Raw genomic sequence first — 20,224 nt, 5'->3', positions numbered from 1 at the left:
GGGGGTTGTCGTCCAGTCGCAGGATACCGACAAAAATCCACCCGCCAAAAGAAAGAGTTAAAATCAATTTAACAATAGTGCCTCACACTGGGATCACGCCTGATCCGTCACGGCTATTTGACATGTTTTGAATAGTCATATTTTTATGCTCCGTTAGGGCTTTTCTTTCGGCTTAGAGCGCCGTAATTCAAGGTCTGTGAGGGCCATTGTGTATAGCTCCGACGAAAATAAAACGTCCTATACATATCACTATACACATTGATGTGTAGATTTGGGTGGAAGTTAGTAGACGTTAAAATAACGGGATTTAGCTAGAAGGCTTGTCTTTATTGGGCTGAGTGGGTTTTAGTAGACGTTGTAAGAAGTTTGTTTGGAGCGGGTGAAGGGAATCGAACCCTCGTATAGAGCTTGGGAAGCTCTCGTTCTACCATTGAACTACACCCGCTTCGGTGTGCGGCTAGCATTATAACTGGTTCTTCCCTATGGGCAAGCGAAGATATGCTCTAAGCGCCGGTATTTTAAGCGATTAGATTAAACAATACATCACTAACACCGTTTTACTTCAAGAAACAAGTTTGGCTGACTCAGTAAAAAGGGCGCCGTAGCGCCCTTCAGACTGCTGACAAACCCCGATGACGCGATCTTGAACGGTGAGGATAGGCAGAGGAGTAAAGCGTCCGCGCCAGGGAGGGCGCGGCTCGAGCCCCCAGGGAAGGGTTTATGGCGTCTTTACGATCTGCCTGTTCTCTCCGTTGCAGGCACTTTGTCAATAACCTCAAGGGCGCCGTAGCGCCCTGAGGGATTTACCGTTAGACCGTGTCGCTTATTTTACCGGGCGCATCGCTGGGAATAAAATGACATCACGGATGGTATGGCTGTTAGTAAACAACATAACCATACGGTCAATACCAATACCCAGCCCTGCTGTTGGTGGTAAGCCATGTTCCAATGCGGTGACATAGTCTTCATCGTAGAACATCGCTTCATCATCGCCAGCTTCTTTAGCACTTACCTGATCGGCGAAACGCTGCGCCTGGTCTTCGGCATCGTTCAACTCAGAGAAGCCATTGCCAATTTCACGGCCACCGATGAAGAACTCAAAGCGGTCAGTGATAAATGGATTATCGTCATTACGGCGTGCTAGCGGAGAAACCTCGGCTGGATATTCCGTGATGAACGTTGGCTGGATCAGATGACTTTCTGCGGTCTCTTCAAAGATTTCACATTGAATACGACCCAAGCCCCAGCTCTTCTCAACTTTGATGCCCAATGATTCGGCAATTGCGACAGCTTTATCCATATCGTCTAAATCCGCAACATTGGTTTCAGGACGATACTTACAAATAGCTTCTTTCATTGTCAATTTGGCAAAAGGCTTACCAAAATCAAAAGTCTGTTCGCCATACTGCACCACACTGCTACCCAATATGGTTTCAGTCAGGGTGCGGAATAGCTCTTCCGTCAAGACTATCAGGTCTTTATAGTCCGCATAAGCCATATAGAGTTCCATCATGGTGAACTCTGGGTTATGACGTGGCGAAACACCTTCGTTGCGGAAGTTACGGTTGATTTCGAACACACGTTCGAAGCCACCCACTACCAGACGTTTCAGATACAGTTCTGGCGCGATACGCAGATACATATCGATATCCAACGCATTGTGATGCGTGACAAACGGACGTGCAGAAGCACCACCAGGGATCACTTGCATCATTGGTGTTTCGACTTCCATGAAGCCTTTTTCAACCATGAAGCTACGGATACCGGACATCACTTGCGAACGGACTTTGAACGTATGACGAGACTCGTCGTTAGCAATTAGATCCAAATAACGCTGGCGGTAACGGGTTTCTTGATCAGCCAGGCCATGGAATTTATCTGGCAATGGACGCAAAGCCTTGGTCAACAGACGCAGTTCGCTACAGTGGATCGACAGCTCACCGGTTTTGGTTTTAAACAGTTTACCGCGCGCACCCAGGATATCGCCCAGGTCCCACTTTTTGAATTCTTCGTTATAAACGCCTTCCGGTAGGTCATCACGGGAAACGTACAACTGGATACGGCCACCAACATCTTGCAGAGTCACAAATGATGCTTTACCCATGATACGGCGGGTCATCATACGGCCAGCAACGGTTACTTCGATATTCAGTGCTTCTAACTCTTCATTCTCTTTACTGCCGAACTCTGCATGCAACTGGTCGGAAAGATTCTCACGACGGAAATCATTAGGGAACGCAATTCCCTTTCCCCGTAATACAGCCAGTTTTTCTCGACGGGCTTGTAACTCACTATTGAGTTCTTGCGCTTGCTCAGCGACTTGTGGTTTTTGCTCTGACATCTCAGTTCCTCATAGCCCGGCTTTCAAGCTTGCTTCAATAAATTTGTCCAGATCGCCATCCAGTACGGCTTGCGTGTTACGTGTTTCCACACCGGTACGCAAATCCTTAATACGGGAGTCATCCAATACATAAGAACGGATCTGGCTACCCCAGCCGATATCGGACTTATTGTCTTCCAAAACCTGTTTATCAGCATTTTTCTTTTGCATCTCAAACTCATACAGCTTAGCTTTCAGCTGTTTCATCGCTTGATCTTTGTTTTTATGCTGCGAACGGTCATTCTGGCATTGGGTCACGATATTGGTTGGAATATGAGTAATTCGCACCGCAGATTCTGTTTTGTTAACGTGCTGACCACCCGCACCGGATGCACGGTAAACGTCAATACGTAGGTCTGCCGGGTTAATTTCAATATCAATATCGTCATCAACTTCTGGATAGACAAAGGCTGAGCTGAAAGAGGTATGGCGGCGGCCACCCGAGTCAAATGGGCTTTTACGTACCAGACGGTGTACGCCAGTTTCAGTACGTAACCAACCGAAGGCATATTCACCAATTATTTTGACCGTGGCAGATTTCAAGCCAGCAACATCACCGTCAGACTCTTCGATGATCTCAGTTTTAAAGCCTCTAGACTCTGCCCAACGCAAGTACATACGCAGTAACATGCTGGCCCAATCCTGAGCTTCAGTACCACCGGAGCCTGCTTGCAAGTCCAGATAGCAGTTGGCGCTATCATATTCGCCAGAAAACATACGACGGAATTCGAGCTGACCCAGTTTGCCATCAAGAGCTTCTAACTCAGCAATTGTTTCGTTAAAGGTCTCTTCATCGTCAGCTTCAACGGCTAATTCCAGCAGGCCGGAAACGTCTTCCAAGCCTTGATCTAATTGATCAATGGTGGTGACAATCTCTTCCAGCGCAGAACGCTCTTTGCCCAACGCTTGGGCGCGTTCGGGCTCATTCCAGACGTCGGGCTGTTCCAGCTCGGCGTTTACTTCTTCCAGTCGCTCTTTCTTGGCATCATAGTCAAAGATACCCCCTGAGAACGGCTGTCCGATCAGACAGGTCCTGAATTCGGTTTTTTACCGGGTTTATTTCAAACATGATTTAAAGTCTTACGTTGTGTCGTAGATGACGGAATGTCATGAGAACCGATAATTCTAACGGATCTGTACGACAGTTTATAGCAGGTTGATTATATTTGTAGCGCCATCCTCTTCTTCCTTGACGTTGCAACGGTGTTAGCAGCGCAAGAAAGAAGGCAGAGTAATAGGGTAGCGAGCTAATAAGGCCACAAATGTTGAACCAGCAACTGGACACTGCGATTACCGCGATATTCATTAATATCCAGTTTATAGGCCAATTTAACTTCCCGTACGCTACTATCCGGCCACAAGGTGGTATCAACATTAAAGGCAATGGCATCTAACAAAGGCCCGCCATTCAGCGGCTCTACCATGAGTTTCAGGTGACGCTCACCCACCAAGCGCTGTTGCAAAATACGGAATTTGCCATCAAAGGTCGGCTCAGGGAAAGATTGCCCCCACGGACCACCGTCGCGCAATAGCTCCGCGGTCTCCAGTGATAACTCGGCACCGTTCAGTTCGCCATCCGACCAAATAACGCCTTCCAATTGCGAAGCATCCATCCATTCACCGACTAAATCTGCAAAACGTTGACGGAACTCATCGAATTTACCTTCCTCCAGCGATAACCCCGCCGCCATGGCGTGCCCACCAAACTTCAGTATTAACCCTGGGTTCAGCGTGTCCAAACGCTCAAGGGCGTCACGCATATGCAAACCCGCAACGCTACGACCCGACCCTTTCAATAACCCTTCTCCCGCAGGAGCAAAAGCAATAACCGGGCGGTGAAAGCGTTCTTTGATGCGTGAAGCCAAAATACCCACGACTCCCTGATGCCATTCTGGATGGTACATCGCGATACCGTAAGGTAATTCACTGCTGGTGCGCTCCAACTGGTCACACAGTTGTAAAGCTTCAACCTGCATACCCTGTTCTATCTCGCGCCGGGTTTGATTCAAGGTGTCAAGGTCGATTGCCAGTGCTCGCGCCTGAGCGATATCGTCACTCAGCAGTAGCGCCACCCCGATGGACATGTCATCTAAACGCCCCGCCGCATTCAACCGTGGGCCAAGAGAAAAACCTAAATCGTTCGCGGCCAGTTGGCGCGCATCACGGTTAGCGACTTCCAGTAATGCGCGAATTCCTGGACGGCATTTTCCTGCACGAATACGACTTAACCCTTGATGGACCAAAATACGGTTATTGGCATCCAACGGCACCACATCTGCCACCGTACCCAATGCAACCAAATCCAACAGTTCAGCCAGATTAGGGACCGCCAAGGTACGTTGGTCAAACCAGCCACATTCCCTAAGACGGGCGCGCAGCGCCAGCATCAAATAGAAAGTGACACCGACACCCGCCAATGACTTGGATAAAAAATCACAACCCGCCAGATTTGGGTTAATGATGGCATCCGCTGCGGGTAACGTTTCGCCCGGCAGATGATGGTCCGTCACCAGAACCTGAATGCCTTTGGCATGAGCCAGATCGACCCCGGCATGAGAGGAAATACCGTTATCCACAGTAACAATCAGCTCTGCCCCTCTGGCCGCAACTTGTTCAACTACTTCGGGGCTAAGCCCATAGCCATCTTCAAATCGGTTAGGCACCAGATAATCAATGTTACTGCCGCCCATACTGCGCAAAGCCAGCACCGCCAATGCGGTACTGGTCGCGCCGTCAGCATCAAAATCGCCGACAATGACAATACGCCGCCGATCAGCCAGAGCTTGTTGTAATAAGGTGACGCCAGCGTCAATACCATCCAGTTTTTGCCATGCCAGTAGGCCTTTCACGCCCCTTTCCAACTCCTGCGCATCCTTTACGCCACGGCTGGCATAGAGACGACGCAGTAACGGGGGCAATTGCGCAGGTAAATGGCTGTCATCTGCCGCCTCACGGCGGCGAAGTTGGGTTTTCAACGTCACAGGTAATCAACCACCCGCTTTTAATGAAGCCTGATGCGCATTAAGCATCTGTAGCATTTCTTTCGGTCCCTGATAGCCTGGAACAATAGTGCCATTTTGCAGCACAATAGCTGGCGTACCCTGAATACCAAATTGTACACCTAGCTGATAATGCTTGCTGATATCGGTTTTGCAGGTTGCTGGGGAGATATCATTATTTTTCATAGCATCATCAAAGGCTTTATTACGATCAGCCATACACCAGATAGAACGCATGTCTTTTTCCGCCTGAGAGCTTAACCCCTGACGCGGGAAGGCCAGATAGCGAACAGTGATGCCAAGCGCATTATAATCTTTCATTTGTTCGTGCAATTTACGGCAGTAACCGCAGGTAATGTCTGTGAACACCGTAATGACGTGTTTTTCCTCAGGTGCTTTATACACAATCATTTCACTGCTCAATGCTTCCAGTTTTTTCAGTAATGCCTGATTGGTCACATTGATGGGCTGATCGCCACTCACATCATACAGCGGCCCTTGCAGCAGATGTTTACCATCTGCTGAGATATAGAGCACGCCGCTTTCGGTCATCACCGTGCTAATGCCTGAGATAGGTGACGGCTGGATATCAGCTTGTTGGATATCTAATTTTTTTAAGGTTTGCTGGATAGCAGAATCATCTGCATTAGCAACCCCCGATAATGCAGCAATTAACATTGGCAGCAGCAATAAACTTTTTTTCATTTATAAATCCTATCTTTTTCCATACAGCTATTAAGCGCGTGGATGATGCTGTTGATGTAGCTGTCTCAAACGTTCAGTCGCTACATGCGTATAAATCTGAGTTGTCGACAGATCACTGTGGCCCAGTAACATTTGCACTACACGTAAATCGGCACCGTGATTCAGCAGATGCGTGGCAAAGGCATGGCGTAGTACATGGGGTGAAAGCCGTTCACTATCAATACCGGCAAGGATCGCATAGTGTTTGATGCGATGCCAGAAAGTCTGACGAGTCATTTGCTGGCTACGGTTACTGGGGAACAATACATCCAGCGATGCGCCATTAACCAACCAAGGCCGGCCATGCTCCATATAGTTCTCAATCCAATACACAGCTTCTTCCCCCAAGGGGACCAAGCGCTCTTTATTCCCTTTACCAATCACTCTCACCACACCTTGGCGTAGACTCACATCACTGATGGTCAGCCCGACCAATTCTGACACCCGTAAACCGGTGGCATAGAGCACTTCCAGCATCGCTTTATCGCGCAGTTCCAAGGGAATATCCACATTGGGCGAGTTAAGTAACGCATCGACCTGTGCCTCACTTAAATCCTTCGGCAAGCGCTGCGGTAATTTGGGAGAAGAGAGCAGCGCGGTCGGATCATCCTCACGCAGTTTCTCCCGGTATAAATATTGAAATAACCGGCGCATCGCACTGAGTAAACGAGCCGAGCTGGTGGCTTTATAGCCACCCTCGATCCGTTCAGCAAGGAAGGATTGCAAGTCCTGCGGGCTGGCGCGCAATAAATCACTATTATGGTGTGTCAACCATCCAACCAGCGCATGTAAATCCAAACGGTATGACGCCAGTGTATTCTCTGCCAGATTTCGTTCCAGCCACAGAGCATCAAGAAATTGTTCAATCAGCGGGTTATCTTGCTGTTTCATTTCTGTCTCTCTCTTTGATTGAACTCAGCCACCATTATGCCTGATGGCAGAGCAAATCTGGTACACTCGATGCTATTCCTTATTAGTAATGTTATGGCTATACATCATGAAGATTGGTCTCTTTTACGGCTCCAGCACCTGCTATACCGAAATGGTGGCAGAAAAAATCCGTGATATCCTCGGTGAAGATCTGGTTGATTTACATAACCTAAAAGAGGTTAGCCCCCGCCTGATGGAAGAGTATTCCATTCTTATTCTAGGCATACCCACCTGGGATTTCGGTGAATTACAGGAAGACTGGGAAGCGATTTGGCCACAGTTAACACAACTCAATCTCAAGGGGAAAATTGTCGCCATGTATGGCATGGGCGATCAATTTGGTTATAGCGAATGGTTCCTTGATGCCCTTGGTATGTTGCACGACCATATTGCACCTCTGGGTGTGAAATTTATCGGTTTTTGGCCAACAGATGGGTTTGAGTTTACTAGCCCGAAACCACTCAGTGCCGATGGCAAACAGTTTGTGGGGTTGGCGTTGGACGAGGTCAATCAATACGATTTAAGCGAGGAACGTATTGAGCAGTGGTGTGAGCAAATCTTGTTGGAGATGGAGGCGTTACTTTGATCCTCCGAGTTAGAACCAGTTACATCAGCGTTCAACTTAACGGGCACCCGATATGCCCGTTAAATTTAGTCTAGCTGCGCCCGGTTACTTCCATAAACGGAACTCATCTTTCCCATTAGCGTCTTTTTTCACGTTATCATCTTTTTTTTCATTATCATCTTTCATGCCCTCTCCCTCTGATGCCGTTTTGCTCGGGCTCTCTTCAGCACTTGACGCTGTAGCTGTCCATTCAGTCAACCGTTGTGTATCAGCAACTTGGTACCAGTCTAAACGCCGCGTCAATAACATTACCACCGTCAATACAACAAACAGTAATCCTGCCCCTAACAGCAGTGCGTTGTCCTCTGATTGTAACAATCCGTACAAAATGCCGTACAACAACAATAAACCGCAGGCAAACAATGTGCCACGCAACCATCCGCCCAATACGGCGCTCAAATAGATAGCAATCAATAAGCTACAACTCAGACTGGCAAGAAGGTAAGCCAGTGTGAAACCAATGTGTTCAGAGAATGCTAACAACATCAGATAGAACAGAACCAATGCCGCCCCGACTAACAGATATTGCATTGGGTGCAGGCGCAATGACGTCAGACTCTCGAATAGGAAGAAGCTGAAGAATGTCAGACCGATAAATAAAATAGCGTATTTAATGGCTCTTTCGGTTAACTGGTAGTGATCAACCGGTTCAATCAGGCTGGTGGTGAAGGCCGGTAAGCTACCAAAATGAAAGACTGCATCGCCACCAGTGAAATTCGTGTTCATGCTGTTGGCCAACCAATTACTGCTCCAGTGAGCACGGAAGCCTTTCTCATCAACCTTGCGCTGCAAAGGTAAAAAATTACCGACAAAATTAGGATGTGGCCAGTTACTTTGTAACGTTAATTCACTGTTACGCCCAACCGGGACTACCGATAAGCTAGTAGTACCAGCAAGCGACATGGTGAAGTCAACATCAAATTTACCCTGTAGAACCTGCTCTATTGTCAGTGGTGCATGAACACCTTGTACCGAGTGACCGGAGAAGGCACCGGGTTCGAAGTTAATTTTAGTCTTCCCTACGCTGAGTGACGAAATGCGTTGGATACCCCGCGCATCACTCAGTGCCAGCACCAGTGAAGGTTTACCAATGATGACGCCTTCACGATCTAAATCATCCAGCGAAGATACCTCAAATTCCCCATGGAAATCGAATTCACCCTGATATACCTGTGTTTTATAAATACCTAACTGGCGAACTTCAACATCTGGGGTCCCTTTTACAGTCATCACGTTTGGCAGTATGTAGTGATAAAAGAGGGTCCATTTCCCTTGTTTTTTGCCATCGACTTCAGTTTCAACCCACTCGCTATACGGCACAACAATCAATGGACCGAGGATTTTTTGTGAGCGGCTAGTACTGTCACTGACTTTATCGATCACACTTTGTCGGTAGCCACTGCGTTCATCGATTACATTTAGCAGCATCCCTTTAGGGATCATCATCAATAGCATTAATCCCAGCAGCGTAACTATTTTCCAAAACAGCACAGATTTGAACATGACTTGCACTCCTTTTAACATCAGGAGAGCAGTGTAAGACCGTGAAGTGAAAAGAGAATGAGGCTATGTGAAGTGAATGTGAAGTTGGCGGTCAACCCTCTACAGCGGTAATGTCAACCGCGCGCTAACCCCTTGTGGCAGGCGGTTCCCCAAACAAATGCTTCCCTGATGAATAGCAGCAACTTCACGTACAAAATTTAGCCCTAACCCTGTACTTTTGGGGCTATTAGCCCGTGGTAACGAATAAAAACGGTCAAAAATCTTCTCTTGGGCATAATCAGGAATACCACTGCCACTGTCTTCAACCGTGATCAGATAGGTATCATCTTGCCGTTCACCACTCACGCTAATTTCCCCTCCCGCAAGCGTGAAATCCAGAGCATTATCAATCAGATTGGTTAAAGCCTGGCTGAGTAACAGCCCATCGCCGATCAACGTCGCGTTATCTACAGATTTTAGCCGCAGAGTGACCCCTCGGCTAACCGCCTGAGCTTCTTTGGCGCTAAAGCTCTGCTTGAGTATATCGCTGATCTCCAAGGGGGAGAGTTGTAGATCTACCCGGCTCTCCAGCCGTGCTTGCACCAGCATTTTATCCACCAGTTGCTGGATTCGTGCACTTTGCTGCTCAATATTGATGAGAAAACGTTGTGCTGTATCCAGCGGTGGGGACTCTCGCAGTAACTCAGCCGCCCCGGAGATAGCGGCCAGCGGGCTTTTCAATTCATGAGTCAACGTGTGAACGTATTGTTCGATATAGGCTTTGCCATCCAACTTGAGACGCATGCTTTCCAGTGCCAGCGCCAAATCATTCAATTCACTGCTCCCCATCTCTGGTAAAGCCACCACCTGCCCCTCGGCAACCCGTTCTGCGTAATCCACCAGCTTGCCGATCGCCCGGTTAATCCACCACACAAACCCCAGCCCAATCAGCAATGCAATGCCTAACAGCAGCCCTCCAGCAAACAGGATCTTGCGTTCGCTGCGTTTGATCACCGGCACCATGGAGATATTCGGCTTACCTAGACTCAGTACACCAACAATACGATTTTCAACGATTACTGGTGCCGCCACATACATTACCGAGCTTTCTGCATCGTCGGGGTCAGTGCGGCTACTGCGGGCGCCATACTCGCCACGTAGCGTCAACCAGACATCATTCCAACGTGAATAGTCTTGCCCTAATGCTCGGCCTGATGAATCAAAAATCACCAGTCCATCAGTATCGGTCAGATAGACCCTATATTCATTGCGATCCTTACGGATACCTTCAATATTGGCACCAATAGGCCGCAGATTAAGGGAAGAAAATGCTTGCGCCAATTGCCCGTCGGTCACTTTGTTCTGCAATATATCCTGCCGGGCGAATTGCGCCAGTAAGGTGGCAGTATCCACTAAGGTGCCTTCGGTTGCGCGCCGCACTCCGGGTTTGACTTCCTGCAAAAAAATGCGAATAACAAAGTAGCCAGCAATGGCTACTATCAGAAAATAGCCAAGTAGCAACCGTACGCCAATCTTCATATGTAGCGGCTCATAGCGGATAACTCATAGCGGATAACCCAGGCTATAGCCCAATCCACGATGTGTGCGAATGGGTGAGTCTTCAGCGTAAACCGTGCGTAATTTTGATCGTAAGGTTTTGATGTGGGTATCGACTGTGCGATCTTGGCTTTCTTCCGCCTGCGCCCAGACAATATCCATTAATTGTTGACGTGAAAATATGCGTTCAGGGGCCAGTAACAAGGTTTTCAATAGCAGATATTCATAGCGGGTTAACCCTAAAATCTGTTGATGATAGGTCACTCTGGCACCGGCTTCATCCAGCGAAAAATGACCGAATTGATGTGATGTGGAGGTAACCGACAATTGGTGTGATTTTTGTAATCTTCGCAATATCGTACGGACTCTGGCACTTACCTCTCGGGGGGAGAACGGTTTGGCAATATAATCGTCAGCACCAATTTCCAGCCCCACAATTCGGTCCAACTCTTCGCTACGGGCTGTCAGGAAGATCACGGGCAGATCCGGGGCTGCCGCCAGCATCCGGCGACATAGATCAAAGCCATTAATATCAGGCAAACCAACATCCACTATCGCCAAAGCGGGAGAAGCGCTGCTAAGTGCGGCAAGTACAGGCTCCCCCCGATCAAACCACCGGAGGGTAAACCCTTCGCTTTCCAACGTATAAATCAACGTATCAGCGATACTCGGTTCATCTTCTACCAACCAGATCAGTGGCTTCATCACATCGTTCCATCGTCAGATTCAAATGAATGCCGCAGTAACAGGCATAGCTGCCGCCACTCATCTTCAGACATGCTGTCAGCGGACAACCATAGGCGCTTTCGGGCCGTGTGGCCGCCTGTTTGTTGTAAATTTAATAATACCCCATAGCGGGTGATCCACGGCTGCTTGACCACGTTCCATTCATGCCTTTTCCATAGCACCAGGTTGCCAGGTTTTAGCCTGATTTCCCCCTGACAGGATTTAATCCTTTTCTGGCTGCGGATACACTCAAACACCACTAGCGTCAGCAATACCAGCCATAGGGCGGTATAACCTAAGGGCCAGGGCGCGACCAAGGTTAAAATAGCCAATACACCGTGCGCCAATAAAGAAAAGAGTTGAGTATGCCAGGATACCCGCAGGTTACATCGCCACTGGGCCACGGGCTTTATTTCGTGATTGAATCAGTTTGACCATCTGATATAGCTCGCTATCCTGCGGCTCCCCATGGTTCATCAGCCAGTTGAATAAATCTGGGTCATCACACTCAAGCAAACGGATAAATGCCTGTTTCTCGTTATCGCTCAAGCTATCATATTCATATTCAAAAAACGGCATGATGGAGATATCAAGTTCACGCATACCACGGCGGCATGCCCAGTGAATGCGGGCTTTATTATTAATTTCCATGTCCTGATTGACTCCTCAATGTAAGGATATTGTCTGAACCCAGCGGAGATTAAATGCCCGATTCAGTTAGCTGTTAGAGTAACTCATTGATATAACCAACGGGAATATTACCACTACAGGGATATGGGGTTAAGGTGCTAAACACACTGCAAGTGCATTTTTTTAGTCGCCCACAGCCTACGGCCACATAATCTGCTGCTATTGTACCTCAGATACAGGTGAGCAATGGTGAATCAATGGAATTACTGCTTGCAAAGCTACCCGGCTATTTTACCATTGAGCAATTAGCTCACCGTTTCTCATTCCAGGATGACATATGGCCTATCATACTCCGTTTGCTGCACAGCCACCGGTCGCCTCTTCCGGGCTACCCTTAACACTGATCTCACTCGATGACTGGGCATTGGTTACCTTAACGGGTGCTGATCGGGTCAAATATCTACAAGGACAAGTCACGGCGGATATCGATGCGCTATCTGCTGATCAACATGTACTTTGTGCGCACTGTGATGCCAAAGGGAAGATGTGGAGTAACTTACGGCTGTTTTATCGTGGTGAGGGGTTGGCCTTTATAGAGCGGCGCAGCCTGCTGGATAACCAGTTGAGTGAGTTGAAGAAATACGCTGTATTCTCCAAGGTGGTTATTGCACCACAGCCAGACGCAGTACTGATTGGAGTTGTCGGTAGCCAAGCTAAAGCCGCGCTGGCGGATATCTTTACTGAGTTGCCCTGTGCGGAGCATCCTGTCGTGCAGCAAGATAATAGTACGCTGTTACATTTCTCGCTGCCTGCTGAACGTTTTCTGTTAGTGACGGATACAGAGCAGGCGCAGCAGTTGGTTGAGAAACTGGCTGATCGGGCGCAATTTAACGACAGTAAACAGTGGCTGGCGCTGGATATCGAGGCCGGTTTCCCCATCATTGATGCTGCTAACAGTGCACAGTTTATTCCTCAGGCAACGAACATTCAGGCGTTAAATGGTATCAGCTTCACGAAAGGCTGTTATACCGGGCAGGAAATGGTCGCCAGAGCAAAGTACCGGGGTGCCAATAAGCGGGGGCTGTATTGGTTGGCAGGTAATGCCAGCCGAGTACCCGCAGCAGGTGAAGATTTAGAGTGGCAGCTAGGTGAAAATTGGCGTCGTACGGGTACCGTGCTGTCAGCCATTCAACTCAATGATGGCACCGTGTGGGTTCAGGCTGTGTTGAATAATGATCTGGCCGCAGATAGCGTGTTACGGGTGCGTGATGATGTGCTGGTACGCTAGCCATTCAGCCTTTGCCCTACTCACTCGCCGAAGATAAATAATAAAGAGTTCTACTATTTTGAGACCGGTTAACCGGTCTCTGTATTTTGTTTTATATCAAATAGATGGGTGGGTTATTAATCTAACTCGCCATCAGGCTGTACCAAATAAATCAGTACCAGAATGGTGGTAACAAAGAAGCGGAAAGCATTAGGAACGCCATTCCATTGCTTCGACATCCACATACCAAACCACTCTCCCCCTATCGACATAAAAATCACCTGCCAGGTCAGAAACCCCAGAGTCAGGCCGATAATCGCCAGACCCTTTTTCCGGTTAAAGGCTTTTGCAGGTGCTTTCATATTTATCAGTAAACTTATGCCGCCAACCCAGCAAAATAACGCCGTCAGTGTTTCGAGCAGGATAATGCCGATATAACCCAGTTGTTGCAGCAACGGCGAGTTGATCGCACGATAGCTAATGGTAGCATCAGGGAAAATAGTATCCATCTGTAAGACATGATGAACAAAAACGAAGTTGGTGTTGTAGTCAGTCATATTACCGAAGACAACCAGCGTGGCAAAAAGCGCAATAGCACACACCATCAGCGCTTTGGATAAACGCATAATCATCGATAGAGTCACTCCTGAACATAACACAAACACTTGGCTGGCGCGGTAGTGGGTTCAGAAACAAAACAGTGGCTTAACCGATACCCACCAGCAGAAAACACTTTTTATTTAACGTAAAATAAACACTAACGAAACCATCGTGCAATTATGCGGGGTATTATTCGGCAGATATCAAGTCTGTAGCCTTAGAAAATATATGGTCGTATCAAACCTAATACCTATATCAAATATGTGGTTTTATCAAATGTGTGGCTGTGTCAAATATGCGTCTGTGTCAGACATATAGATAGATCGCCATAAAATGGCAGACACTGCCGCCTAACACAAAACCGTGCCAGATAGCATGACCAAAACGGATACGTTTCGATGCATAGAAGATCACCCCAACCGTATATAACAAGCCCCCTATCGCCAGCAGTGCCAACCCCCCGATCTCAAGCTTGACCGCGAGCTGATAAATGACAATCAGCGATAACCACCCCATGGTCAGATAGGTCACCAGTGACAACACTTCAAAACGATGAGCAAACGCCAACTTAAAGATCACACCGATGAGTGCCAGCCCCCAAATAACCGCCATCAAACCTCTGGCCAGAGGCGAATCTAGCCCTACTAATAAGAAAGGCGTATAAGTCCCGGCAATCAAGATGTAGATAGCGCAGTGATCAAATTTTTGCAGCCAGAGCTTCGCCCTACGATGTGGAATGGCGTGATACAGCGTAGAGGCCAAAAACAACAAAATGATACTGCCACCGTACAAACTATAGCTCGTGAGCGCCTTGGTATCGGCACCGCTGTTCACCGCCTGGACCAGCAGCAATACCAACCCAACAATACCGAATACGACACCGATACCATGGCTGATGCTGTTAGCAAGCTCTTCAGCCCACGGGTAAGCCGGGGTTGGGGTGGCCGTTTGTGCGGCGGGTACGGATGGTGTTGCAAAGAGAGGTTGTGTCCCTGATTTATTCTTCAATACTGATTATCCTAAATATTAATTATTATCTCGCCCGGTAAACGGGTTATAGGCCATTCGACTGTACAAAAATAGCGCACTCAGATTAACTGAGAGTGATTTCAGTGTACACCTGTACGCTAAAATAGTCAGCCAGAGGTTTCCGTGCCCCAACAATAAAAAACCAGCCCGTTATCACCAGTCCCCTGACCGATAGCAATACTGCCGTCCGCGCTGGCAGCAGCACCATTCCCTACCGCCACAGCCCCCGCGCCTAACGCCAGAGACTGCGCCCCTTGAGCCTGCGCTGCGGAACCGATGGCCGTAGCTCCGGCGGCTATCACCTGAGTACCGGAACCTATTGCAATTCCCCCCGTTGCTGCCGCCCCGACAAGGGCGGTGTTACCAATGCCAACACCACTATTTCCACTGACTACTGTCGCTGGCCTGGAAATGGATTATTTTATGTTTCTGAGCCACTAATACTGGATGATTAAATAAAACTTCACCATGCCTCTATTATCTAAACAGACCATGACATTATGGAATGTCAGTGAGTTGGTTACACCCGTCATACTTCAAGCCATATATGCGTTGGCTAACGTTCAATAACCAGAATGATTTTAAGTAGATAAGACCTAACCTTCACACTTACTTCGCTGAGTTTTTTGTCTTTACTCCAGTGCCTTATCAGCCACAGAATATTCAACGAAATCTTATGTCGATAATTATGGCTTACACTAAAAATAATTTAATTAAATGAAACAACAGAGAACAGAACAAAGACCTTATTACAAAGAATATTAGTTTTAAAATCGTTTCAAGCACTTGATAAAACACATTTGATAGGCAGAGGATATTCAATTAAAAAATAAATCGCCAATATCTATTTTAGAGTATAAAAAACAGCCAAATAAGTTAAAAAACAAACAACATTGAATCACCTAAAATAGGTAAAGCTATCGCTACTGGACTGGAAACCCGCTGCATATCCTAATAAAATAAAGCCATAAAAATATCAACCGGTGAATACTTCTGATAGTGAAAATTAAAACATACCAGCACAACCACCAGTGATTGGAATGAACCACATACTATGCAATAAACCACATACCATGCAATAAACCACATACCATGCAATAAACCACATACCATGCGATGAGCAGCATGTTACTATTAATGCAATAGCGTCCAATAGATCTTATCAGGCACCAAAACAGTGATATAAAATTACCTAATTTAATAAACTCCACTCATAAATTATACTCTCCACAAATACATTTAATATTATATTAACCTAAAATAAAAAACCTTAATATTACCGCTTGATTTTATAAATCATAACATTAGGCCAATAGTATAAACCAATATATTACACTTATTTATGGTAATTATCATGTCATTGCCTCCAATAGAAATAGATCAATTCATCATCGAAGAGTCTGGATATTTTTTGATGATAACTTTTACTTCTATAATTTTTATGGTTAATATTTTACGCTACCAAGAATAAGCGTAGTCATCAGACTGCTGACAAACCCCGATGACTCACTCTTGAACGGTGAGGATAGGCAGAAGAGTAAAGCGTCCGCGCCAGGGAGGGCGCGGCTCGAGCCTACATGGATGTATTTACGGCGTCTTTACGATCTGCCTGTTCTCTCCGTTGCAGGCACTTTGTCAATAACCTCAGTCATTAGTTATAGCAGATACTAATGACCGCCAGAGGCAGAGAGGAAAAATGGAGAAAAAAGGCGACATGGAGCAGATAGCAAGCTAGAAAATAACAACAGGGCCGCTTTCACGGCCCTTAGTTTTGCTCAGATGAGATTACTCATAATCACTAATTGGCACACATGAGCAGAACAAATTCCGATCACCGTAAACATCATCCAGACGCTTTACGGTTGGCCAGTATTTATTCTCCAGTACACCCGCCACCGGGAATACCGCCAGTTCGCGACTGTATGGATGTGTCCACTCACCAACCAATTCAGCCTGAGTATGCGGGGCATTCACCAGCGGGTTGTCTTCCAATGGCCATTCGCCTTGAGCCACTTTATCTATCTCGGCGCGGATAGCCAACATCGCATCAATAAAGCGATCTAACTCAACTTTGCTTTCAGACTCAGTGGGTTCAACCATCAACGTACCGGCAACCGGGAAGGACATGGTCGGTGCATGGAAACCGAAGTCGATCAAGCGCTTGGCGATATCCATTTCACTGATACCAGTCGCTTCTTTCAACGGACGGATATCCAAAATACATTCGTGCGCCACACGGCCATCATGGCCGGTATAGAGCACCGGATAAGCATTTTTCAAGCGAGTAGCAATATAGTTGGCATTTAAGATCGCGACCTGACTGGCTTGCATCAGACCATCGGCCCCCATCATGCGGATATACATCCAACTGATCGGTAAAATAGAAGCACTGCCAAACGGTGCGGCAGAAACCGCCCCTTGCTGCGTCGTCATGCCATCAATTTGCACCACGCTGTGACCGGGTACAAAGGGGGCTAAATGGGCTTTCACACCAATAGGCCCCATACCTGGGCCACCGCCGCCGTGTGGGATACAGAAGGTTTTATGCAGATTAAGATGCGAAACATCCGCGCCAATATAACCCGGTGTGGTGATCCCAACTTGGGCGTTCATGTTCGCGCCATCCAGATACACCTGCCCACCAAACTGATGAACGATCTGGCAAACTTCACGGATGGTTTCTTCATAAACCCCGTGAGTTGATGGGTAAGTCACCATAATACATGACAGCTCATCACCCGCGAGTTCCGCTTTCTGACGTAAATCGTGCAGATCAATATTGCCTTGTTTATCACAGGCGACCACCACCACCGACATACCCGCCATTTGTGCTGAAGCCGGGTTCGTTCCATGGGCTGAACTTGGGATCAGGCAGATATGACGGTTCGCCTGATTGCGGCTCTCATGGTAACGGCGGATAGCCAGTAGACCAGCATACTCACCTTGCGCCCCTGAGTTTGGCTGCATGCAGACAGCATCATACCCCGTCAGTTGCACTAACCATTGCGATAGCTGACCAATCATCTGCTGGTAACCCGCAGCCTGTTCTGGTGGACAGAATGGGTGCAATTCAGCGAACTCCGGCCAGGTGATTGGGATCATTTCAGCCGCGGCATTCAGTTTCATGGTGCAGGAACCCAGCGGGATCATCGCCTGATTCAGTGCCAAATCTTTACGCTCTAATCGATGCATATAGCGCATCATTTCCGTTTCGCTGTGGTAACGATTAAACACCGGATGGGTCAGGATCGGATCCCGGCGCAGCATACTGTCTTGAATTGATTGGCTATGCTGACTCACGACGGCATCAATTTGATCGATATCCAAACCGTGGTTATCGCCAACGAACAAGGCAAACAGCGTCTGAATATCTTCGCGTGAGGTGGTTTCATTCAGTGTGATCCCTACCGCGCCATGAATGTCAGTGCGCAGGTTAATGCCAAAACTTAATGCACGGGCCAGTACCGCTGCTTTATCTTTAACCTCAACGGTTAGGGTATCGAACCAGTGTTTGAAACGTAAGGTCAACCCCGCTTGCTGCAAGCCAGCAGCCAGAATGTCAGTCATCCGGTGGATGCGACCAGCAATACGCTGTAAGCCCTGTGGGCCATGATAAACCGCGTACAAACTGGCAATATTGGCCAGCAACACCTGCGAGGTACAAATATTGGAATTGGCTTTTTCACGGCGAATATGTTGTTCGCGAGTTTGCATCGCCATTCGCAACGCCGTATTGCCTGCAGCATCACGGGACACCCCGATAATCCGGCCTGGCATTGAACGTTTAAACTCATCACGGCAAGCAAAGAATGCGGCGTGTGGACCGCCGTAGCCCATAGGTACACCAAAACGTTGTGCGGAACCAAATACCACATCCGCCCCCTGAGCACCCGGAGCGGTCAACAGTACCAACGCCATAATATCAGCGGCAACACTGGTAATAATTTTACGTTTTTTCAGTTCGGCCAACAGGGCGCTGTAATCATGTAACTCGCCGGTGGTCCCCACTTGTTGCAACAGCACACCAAAGATACCGTCCAGTTCCAGTACTTTTTCTGCGCTATCAACAATAACATCAAAACCAAAGGTCTCAGCGCGGGTCAGTACCACATCCAGCGTTTGTGGGTGGACATCATCTGCGACAAAGAAACGGTTAGCGTCTTTCAGCTTACTGGCACGTTTTGCCAGTGCCATGGATTCTGCCGCTGCCGTAGCTTCATCCAGCAAAGAGGCTGATGCCAGATCCAAGCCAGTCAAATCTTGTGTCAATTGCTGGAAATTCAGCAGTGCCTCAAGGCGGCCTTGAGAAACTTCGGGTTGATAAGGGGTATACGCGGTGTACCAGCCGGGATTTTCCAGCATATTACGCAGGATGACCGGCGGGGTCAGTACCGGGCTGTAGCCCATGCCAATATAGGATTTATAGCATTGATTCTGGCTGGCAATCCCTTTGAGTTCCGCCAGCGCCTGATGTTCGGTGGCGGCATCACCCACTTGTGGTGGGCCAGGCAATTGGATATCTGCCGGAACAATTTGCTGGATCAACGTACCTAACGAACTGGCACCAACGGCGGCCAACATCTGCTGCTGCTGTTCAACTGAGGAGCCAATATGGCGCTGAATAAAAGCATCGTTATGTTCAAGCTGGCTGAGATTCTGAGTCATTTGCTACAAATTCCTGAATAGCGCTGGGACGGGAAATGGGCTGACACAACTTATACCCTTCGAACTTGACGCTACAGGGCGCTAACGACATACACTCGCCTGAATCAGTGACCTATATTGGATAGGCTCATCGGGGACGTTCGTTTGCACCGGGCTGTAGCGCCAATGCCTTTGGGTATATTGAGTTACTCTTCAATCGCCGCGAGGTAAGCATCAGCATCCAGCAGATTGTCCAATTCGGACTCATCAGCGGCTTTAATACTGAATAACCAACCATCGGTATAAGGCGCACTGTTAACCAATTCTGGCGAGTTTTCCAACTCAGTATTAACTGCAACGATTTCACCGCTGATCGGCGCGTAAATATCGGAAACGGCCTTCACCGATTCGGCAACCGCACAATCGCTACCCGCCGAAACATCGCTGCCCACATCTGGCAGATCAACGAATACCATATCACCCAGCAGCTCTTGCGCATGTTCAGTGATCCCGACGCTATACACACCATCGCCGTCAGCACGAACCCATTCATGAGATAAGGCATATTTCAATTCTGTTGGTACATTGCTCATTGCTATTCCTTAAAAGAG

The 20,224-nt window shown here is 47.9% G+C and carries 15 protein-coding genes, 1 tRNA gene and 3 pseudogenes; 3 read left to right on the top strand and 16 right to left on the bottom strand.

Annotated elements, in window-relative coordinates:
- Nucleotides 1-371: 371 nt before the first annotated feature.
- The 6 genes from AC971_RS15550 to xerD form a co-directional block, all read right to left on the bottom strand.
- Nucleotides 372-445: transfer RNA gene (locus tag AC971_RS15550), tRNA-Gly, on the bottom strand.
- Between the two features lie 378 nt (nt 446-823).
- On the bottom strand, nt 824-2,341 hold the full coding sequence (gene lysS, locus AC971_RS15545; RefSeq protein ID WP_025381096.1) for a lysine--tRNA ligase: 1,518 nt from the start codon (nt 2,339-2,341) through the stop codon (nt 824-826).
- Between the two features lie 9 nt (nt 2,342-2,350).
- Nucleotides 2,351-3,449 (bottom strand): peptide chain release factor 2 gene (gene prfB, locus AC971_RS15540; RefSeq protein WP_144236039.1). Its coding sequence is split into 2 segments (ribosomal slippage): nt 2,351-3,373 and nt 3,375-3,449, totalling 1,098 coding nucleotides; the frame shifts between segments, so codons are not numbered across the junction.
- Nucleotides 3,450-3,627: 178 nt separating this feature from the next.
- Nucleotides 3,628-5,361, bottom strand: coding sequence for a single-stranded-DNA-specific exonuclease RecJ (recJ, locus tag AC971_RS15535; RefSeq protein WP_025381098.1), 1,734 nt, complete (start codon nt 5,359-5,361; stop codon nt 3,628-3,630).
- Nucleotides 5,362-5,367: 6 nt separating this feature from the next.
- Nucleotides 5,368-6,084 carry a bifunctional protein-disulfide isomerase/oxidoreductase DsbC gene (dsbC, locus tag AC971_RS15530; RefSeq protein WP_025381099.1) on the bottom strand — a complete coding sequence of 239 codons (717 nt, stop codon included), beginning with the start codon at nt 6,082-6,084 and terminating at the stop codon, nt 5,368-5,370.
- A 30-nt stretch (nt 6,085-6,114) separates the two neighbouring features.
- Nucleotides 6,115-7,014 (bottom strand): site-specific tyrosine recombinase XerD, encoded by a 900-nt coding sequence (gene xerD / locus AC971_RS15525; protein ID WP_002209933.1) that lies wholly within the window; start codon nt 7,012-7,014, stop codon nt 6,115-6,117.
- Nucleotides 7,015-7,120: 106 nt separating this feature from the next.
- On the opposite strand from xerD, the gene fldB reads away from it, so the two are divergent.
- Nucleotides 7,121-7,639 (top strand): flavodoxin FldB, encoded by a 519-nt coding sequence (fldB, locus tag AC971_RS15520; protein WP_002209934.1) that lies wholly within the window; start codon nt 7,121-7,123, stop codon nt 7,637-7,639.
- Between the two features lie 84 nt (nt 7,640-7,723).
- On the opposite strand, the gene creD is transcribed toward fldB, so the two are convergent.
- The 5 genes from creD to sdhE all read right to left on the bottom strand — a co-directional run bounded on the left by creD (nt 7,724) and on the right by sdhE (nt 12,094).
- Nucleotides 7,724-9,181, bottom strand: a complete 1,458-nt coding sequence (gene creD, locus AC971_RS15515) for a cell envelope integrity protein CreD (RefSeq protein WP_038401985.1) — start codon at nt 9,179-9,181, stop codon at nt 7,724-7,726.
- A gap of 99 nt (nt 9,182-9,280) precedes the next feature.
- Nucleotides 9,281-10,699, bottom strand: a complete 1,419-nt coding sequence (gene creC, locus AC971_RS15510; RefSeq protein WP_025381101.1) for a two-component system sensor histidine kinase CreC — start codon at nt 10,697-10,699, stop codon at nt 9,281-9,283.
- A 24-nt stretch (nt 10,700-10,723) separates the two neighbouring features.
- Nucleotides 10,724-11,422: a two-component system response regulator CreB gene (gene creB / locus AC971_RS15505; protein WP_025381102.1), complete on the bottom strand. Its 699-nt coding sequence runs from the start codon at nt 11,420-11,422 to the stop codon at nt 10,724-10,726.
- On the bottom strand, nt 11,422-11,847 hold the full coding sequence (locus tag AC971_RS15500; protein ID WP_025381103.1) for a protein YgfX: 426 nt from the start codon (nt 11,845-11,847) through the stop codon (nt 11,422-11,424). Before AC971_RS15500 ends, creB begins: the two co-directional genes overlap by 1 nt.
- The gene (gene sdhE, locus AC971_RS15495) at nt 11,828-12,094 is read right to left on the bottom strand and encodes an FAD assembly factor SdhE (protein WP_025381104.1); all 267 of its coding nucleotides are present in this window, start codon (nt 12,092-12,094) and stop codon (nt 11,828-11,830) included. Before sdhE ends, AC971_RS15500 begins: the two co-directional genes overlap by 20 nt.
- Before the next feature lie 316 nt (nt 12,095-12,410).
- Here sdhE and ygfZ point away from each other — a divergent pair.
- A pseudogene (ygfZ, locus tag AC971_RS15490) lies at nt 12,411-13,402 on the top strand (tRNA-modifying protein YgfZ).
- 75 nt (nt 13,403-13,477) lie between these two features.
- Here the strand turns inward: ygfZ and AC971_RS15485 are convergent.
- From AC971_RS15485 to AC971_RS25790, 3 genes and pseudogenes are all read right to left on the bottom strand, one after another.
- Nucleotides 13,478-13,972, bottom strand: a complete 495-nt coding sequence (locus AC971_RS15485; protein WP_025381105.1) for a DUF2165 family protein — start codon at nt 13,970-13,972, stop codon at nt 13,478-13,480.
- 274 nt (nt 13,973-14,246) lie between these two features.
- On the bottom strand, nt 14,247-14,948 hold the full coding sequence (gene trhA, locus AC971_RS15480; protein WP_025381106.1) for a PAQR family membrane homeostasis protein TrhA: 702 nt from the start codon (nt 14,946-14,948) through the stop codon (nt 14,247-14,249).
- A 188-nt stretch (nt 14,949-15,136) separates the two neighbouring features.
- A pseudogene (locus AC971_RS25790) lies at nt 15,137-15,373 on the bottom strand (autotransporter adhesin YapN); the annotation flags it as partial.
- Between the two features lie 1,173 nt (nt 15,374-16,546).
- Here AC971_RS25790 and AC971_RS25215 point away from each other — a divergent pair.
- Nucleotides 16,547-16,618, top strand: a pseudogene (locus AC971_RS25215) (gluconate 5-dehydrogenase); the annotation flags it as partial.
- Between the two features lie 136 nt (nt 16,619-16,754).
- On the opposite strand, the gene gcvP reads toward AC971_RS25215, so the two are convergent.
- Together gcvP and gcvH are read right to left on the bottom strand one after the other, a co-directional pair.
- Nucleotides 16,755-19,634, bottom strand: a complete 2,880-nt coding sequence (gcvP, locus tag AC971_RS15470; protein WP_025381108.1) for an aminomethyl-transferring glycine dehydrogenase — start codon at nt 19,632-19,634, stop codon at nt 16,755-16,757.
- Nucleotides 19,635-19,819: 185 nt separating this feature from the next.
- On the bottom strand, nt 19,820-20,206 hold the full coding sequence (gene gcvH / locus AC971_RS15465; RefSeq protein ID WP_025381109.1) for a glycine cleavage system protein GcvH: 387 nt from the start codon (nt 20,204-20,206) through the stop codon (nt 19,820-19,822).
- Nucleotides 20,207-20,224: the final 18 nt, after the last annotated feature.

Source organism: Yersinia similis (assembly GCF_001053095.1).
GTDB lineage: Bacteria > Pseudomonadota > Gammaproteobacteria > Enterobacterales > Enterobacteriaceae > Yersinia > Yersinia similis.
The sequence above is the reverse complement of the archived record's forward strand: the minus strand, read 5'-3'. Positions and strand labels throughout refer to the sequence as shown.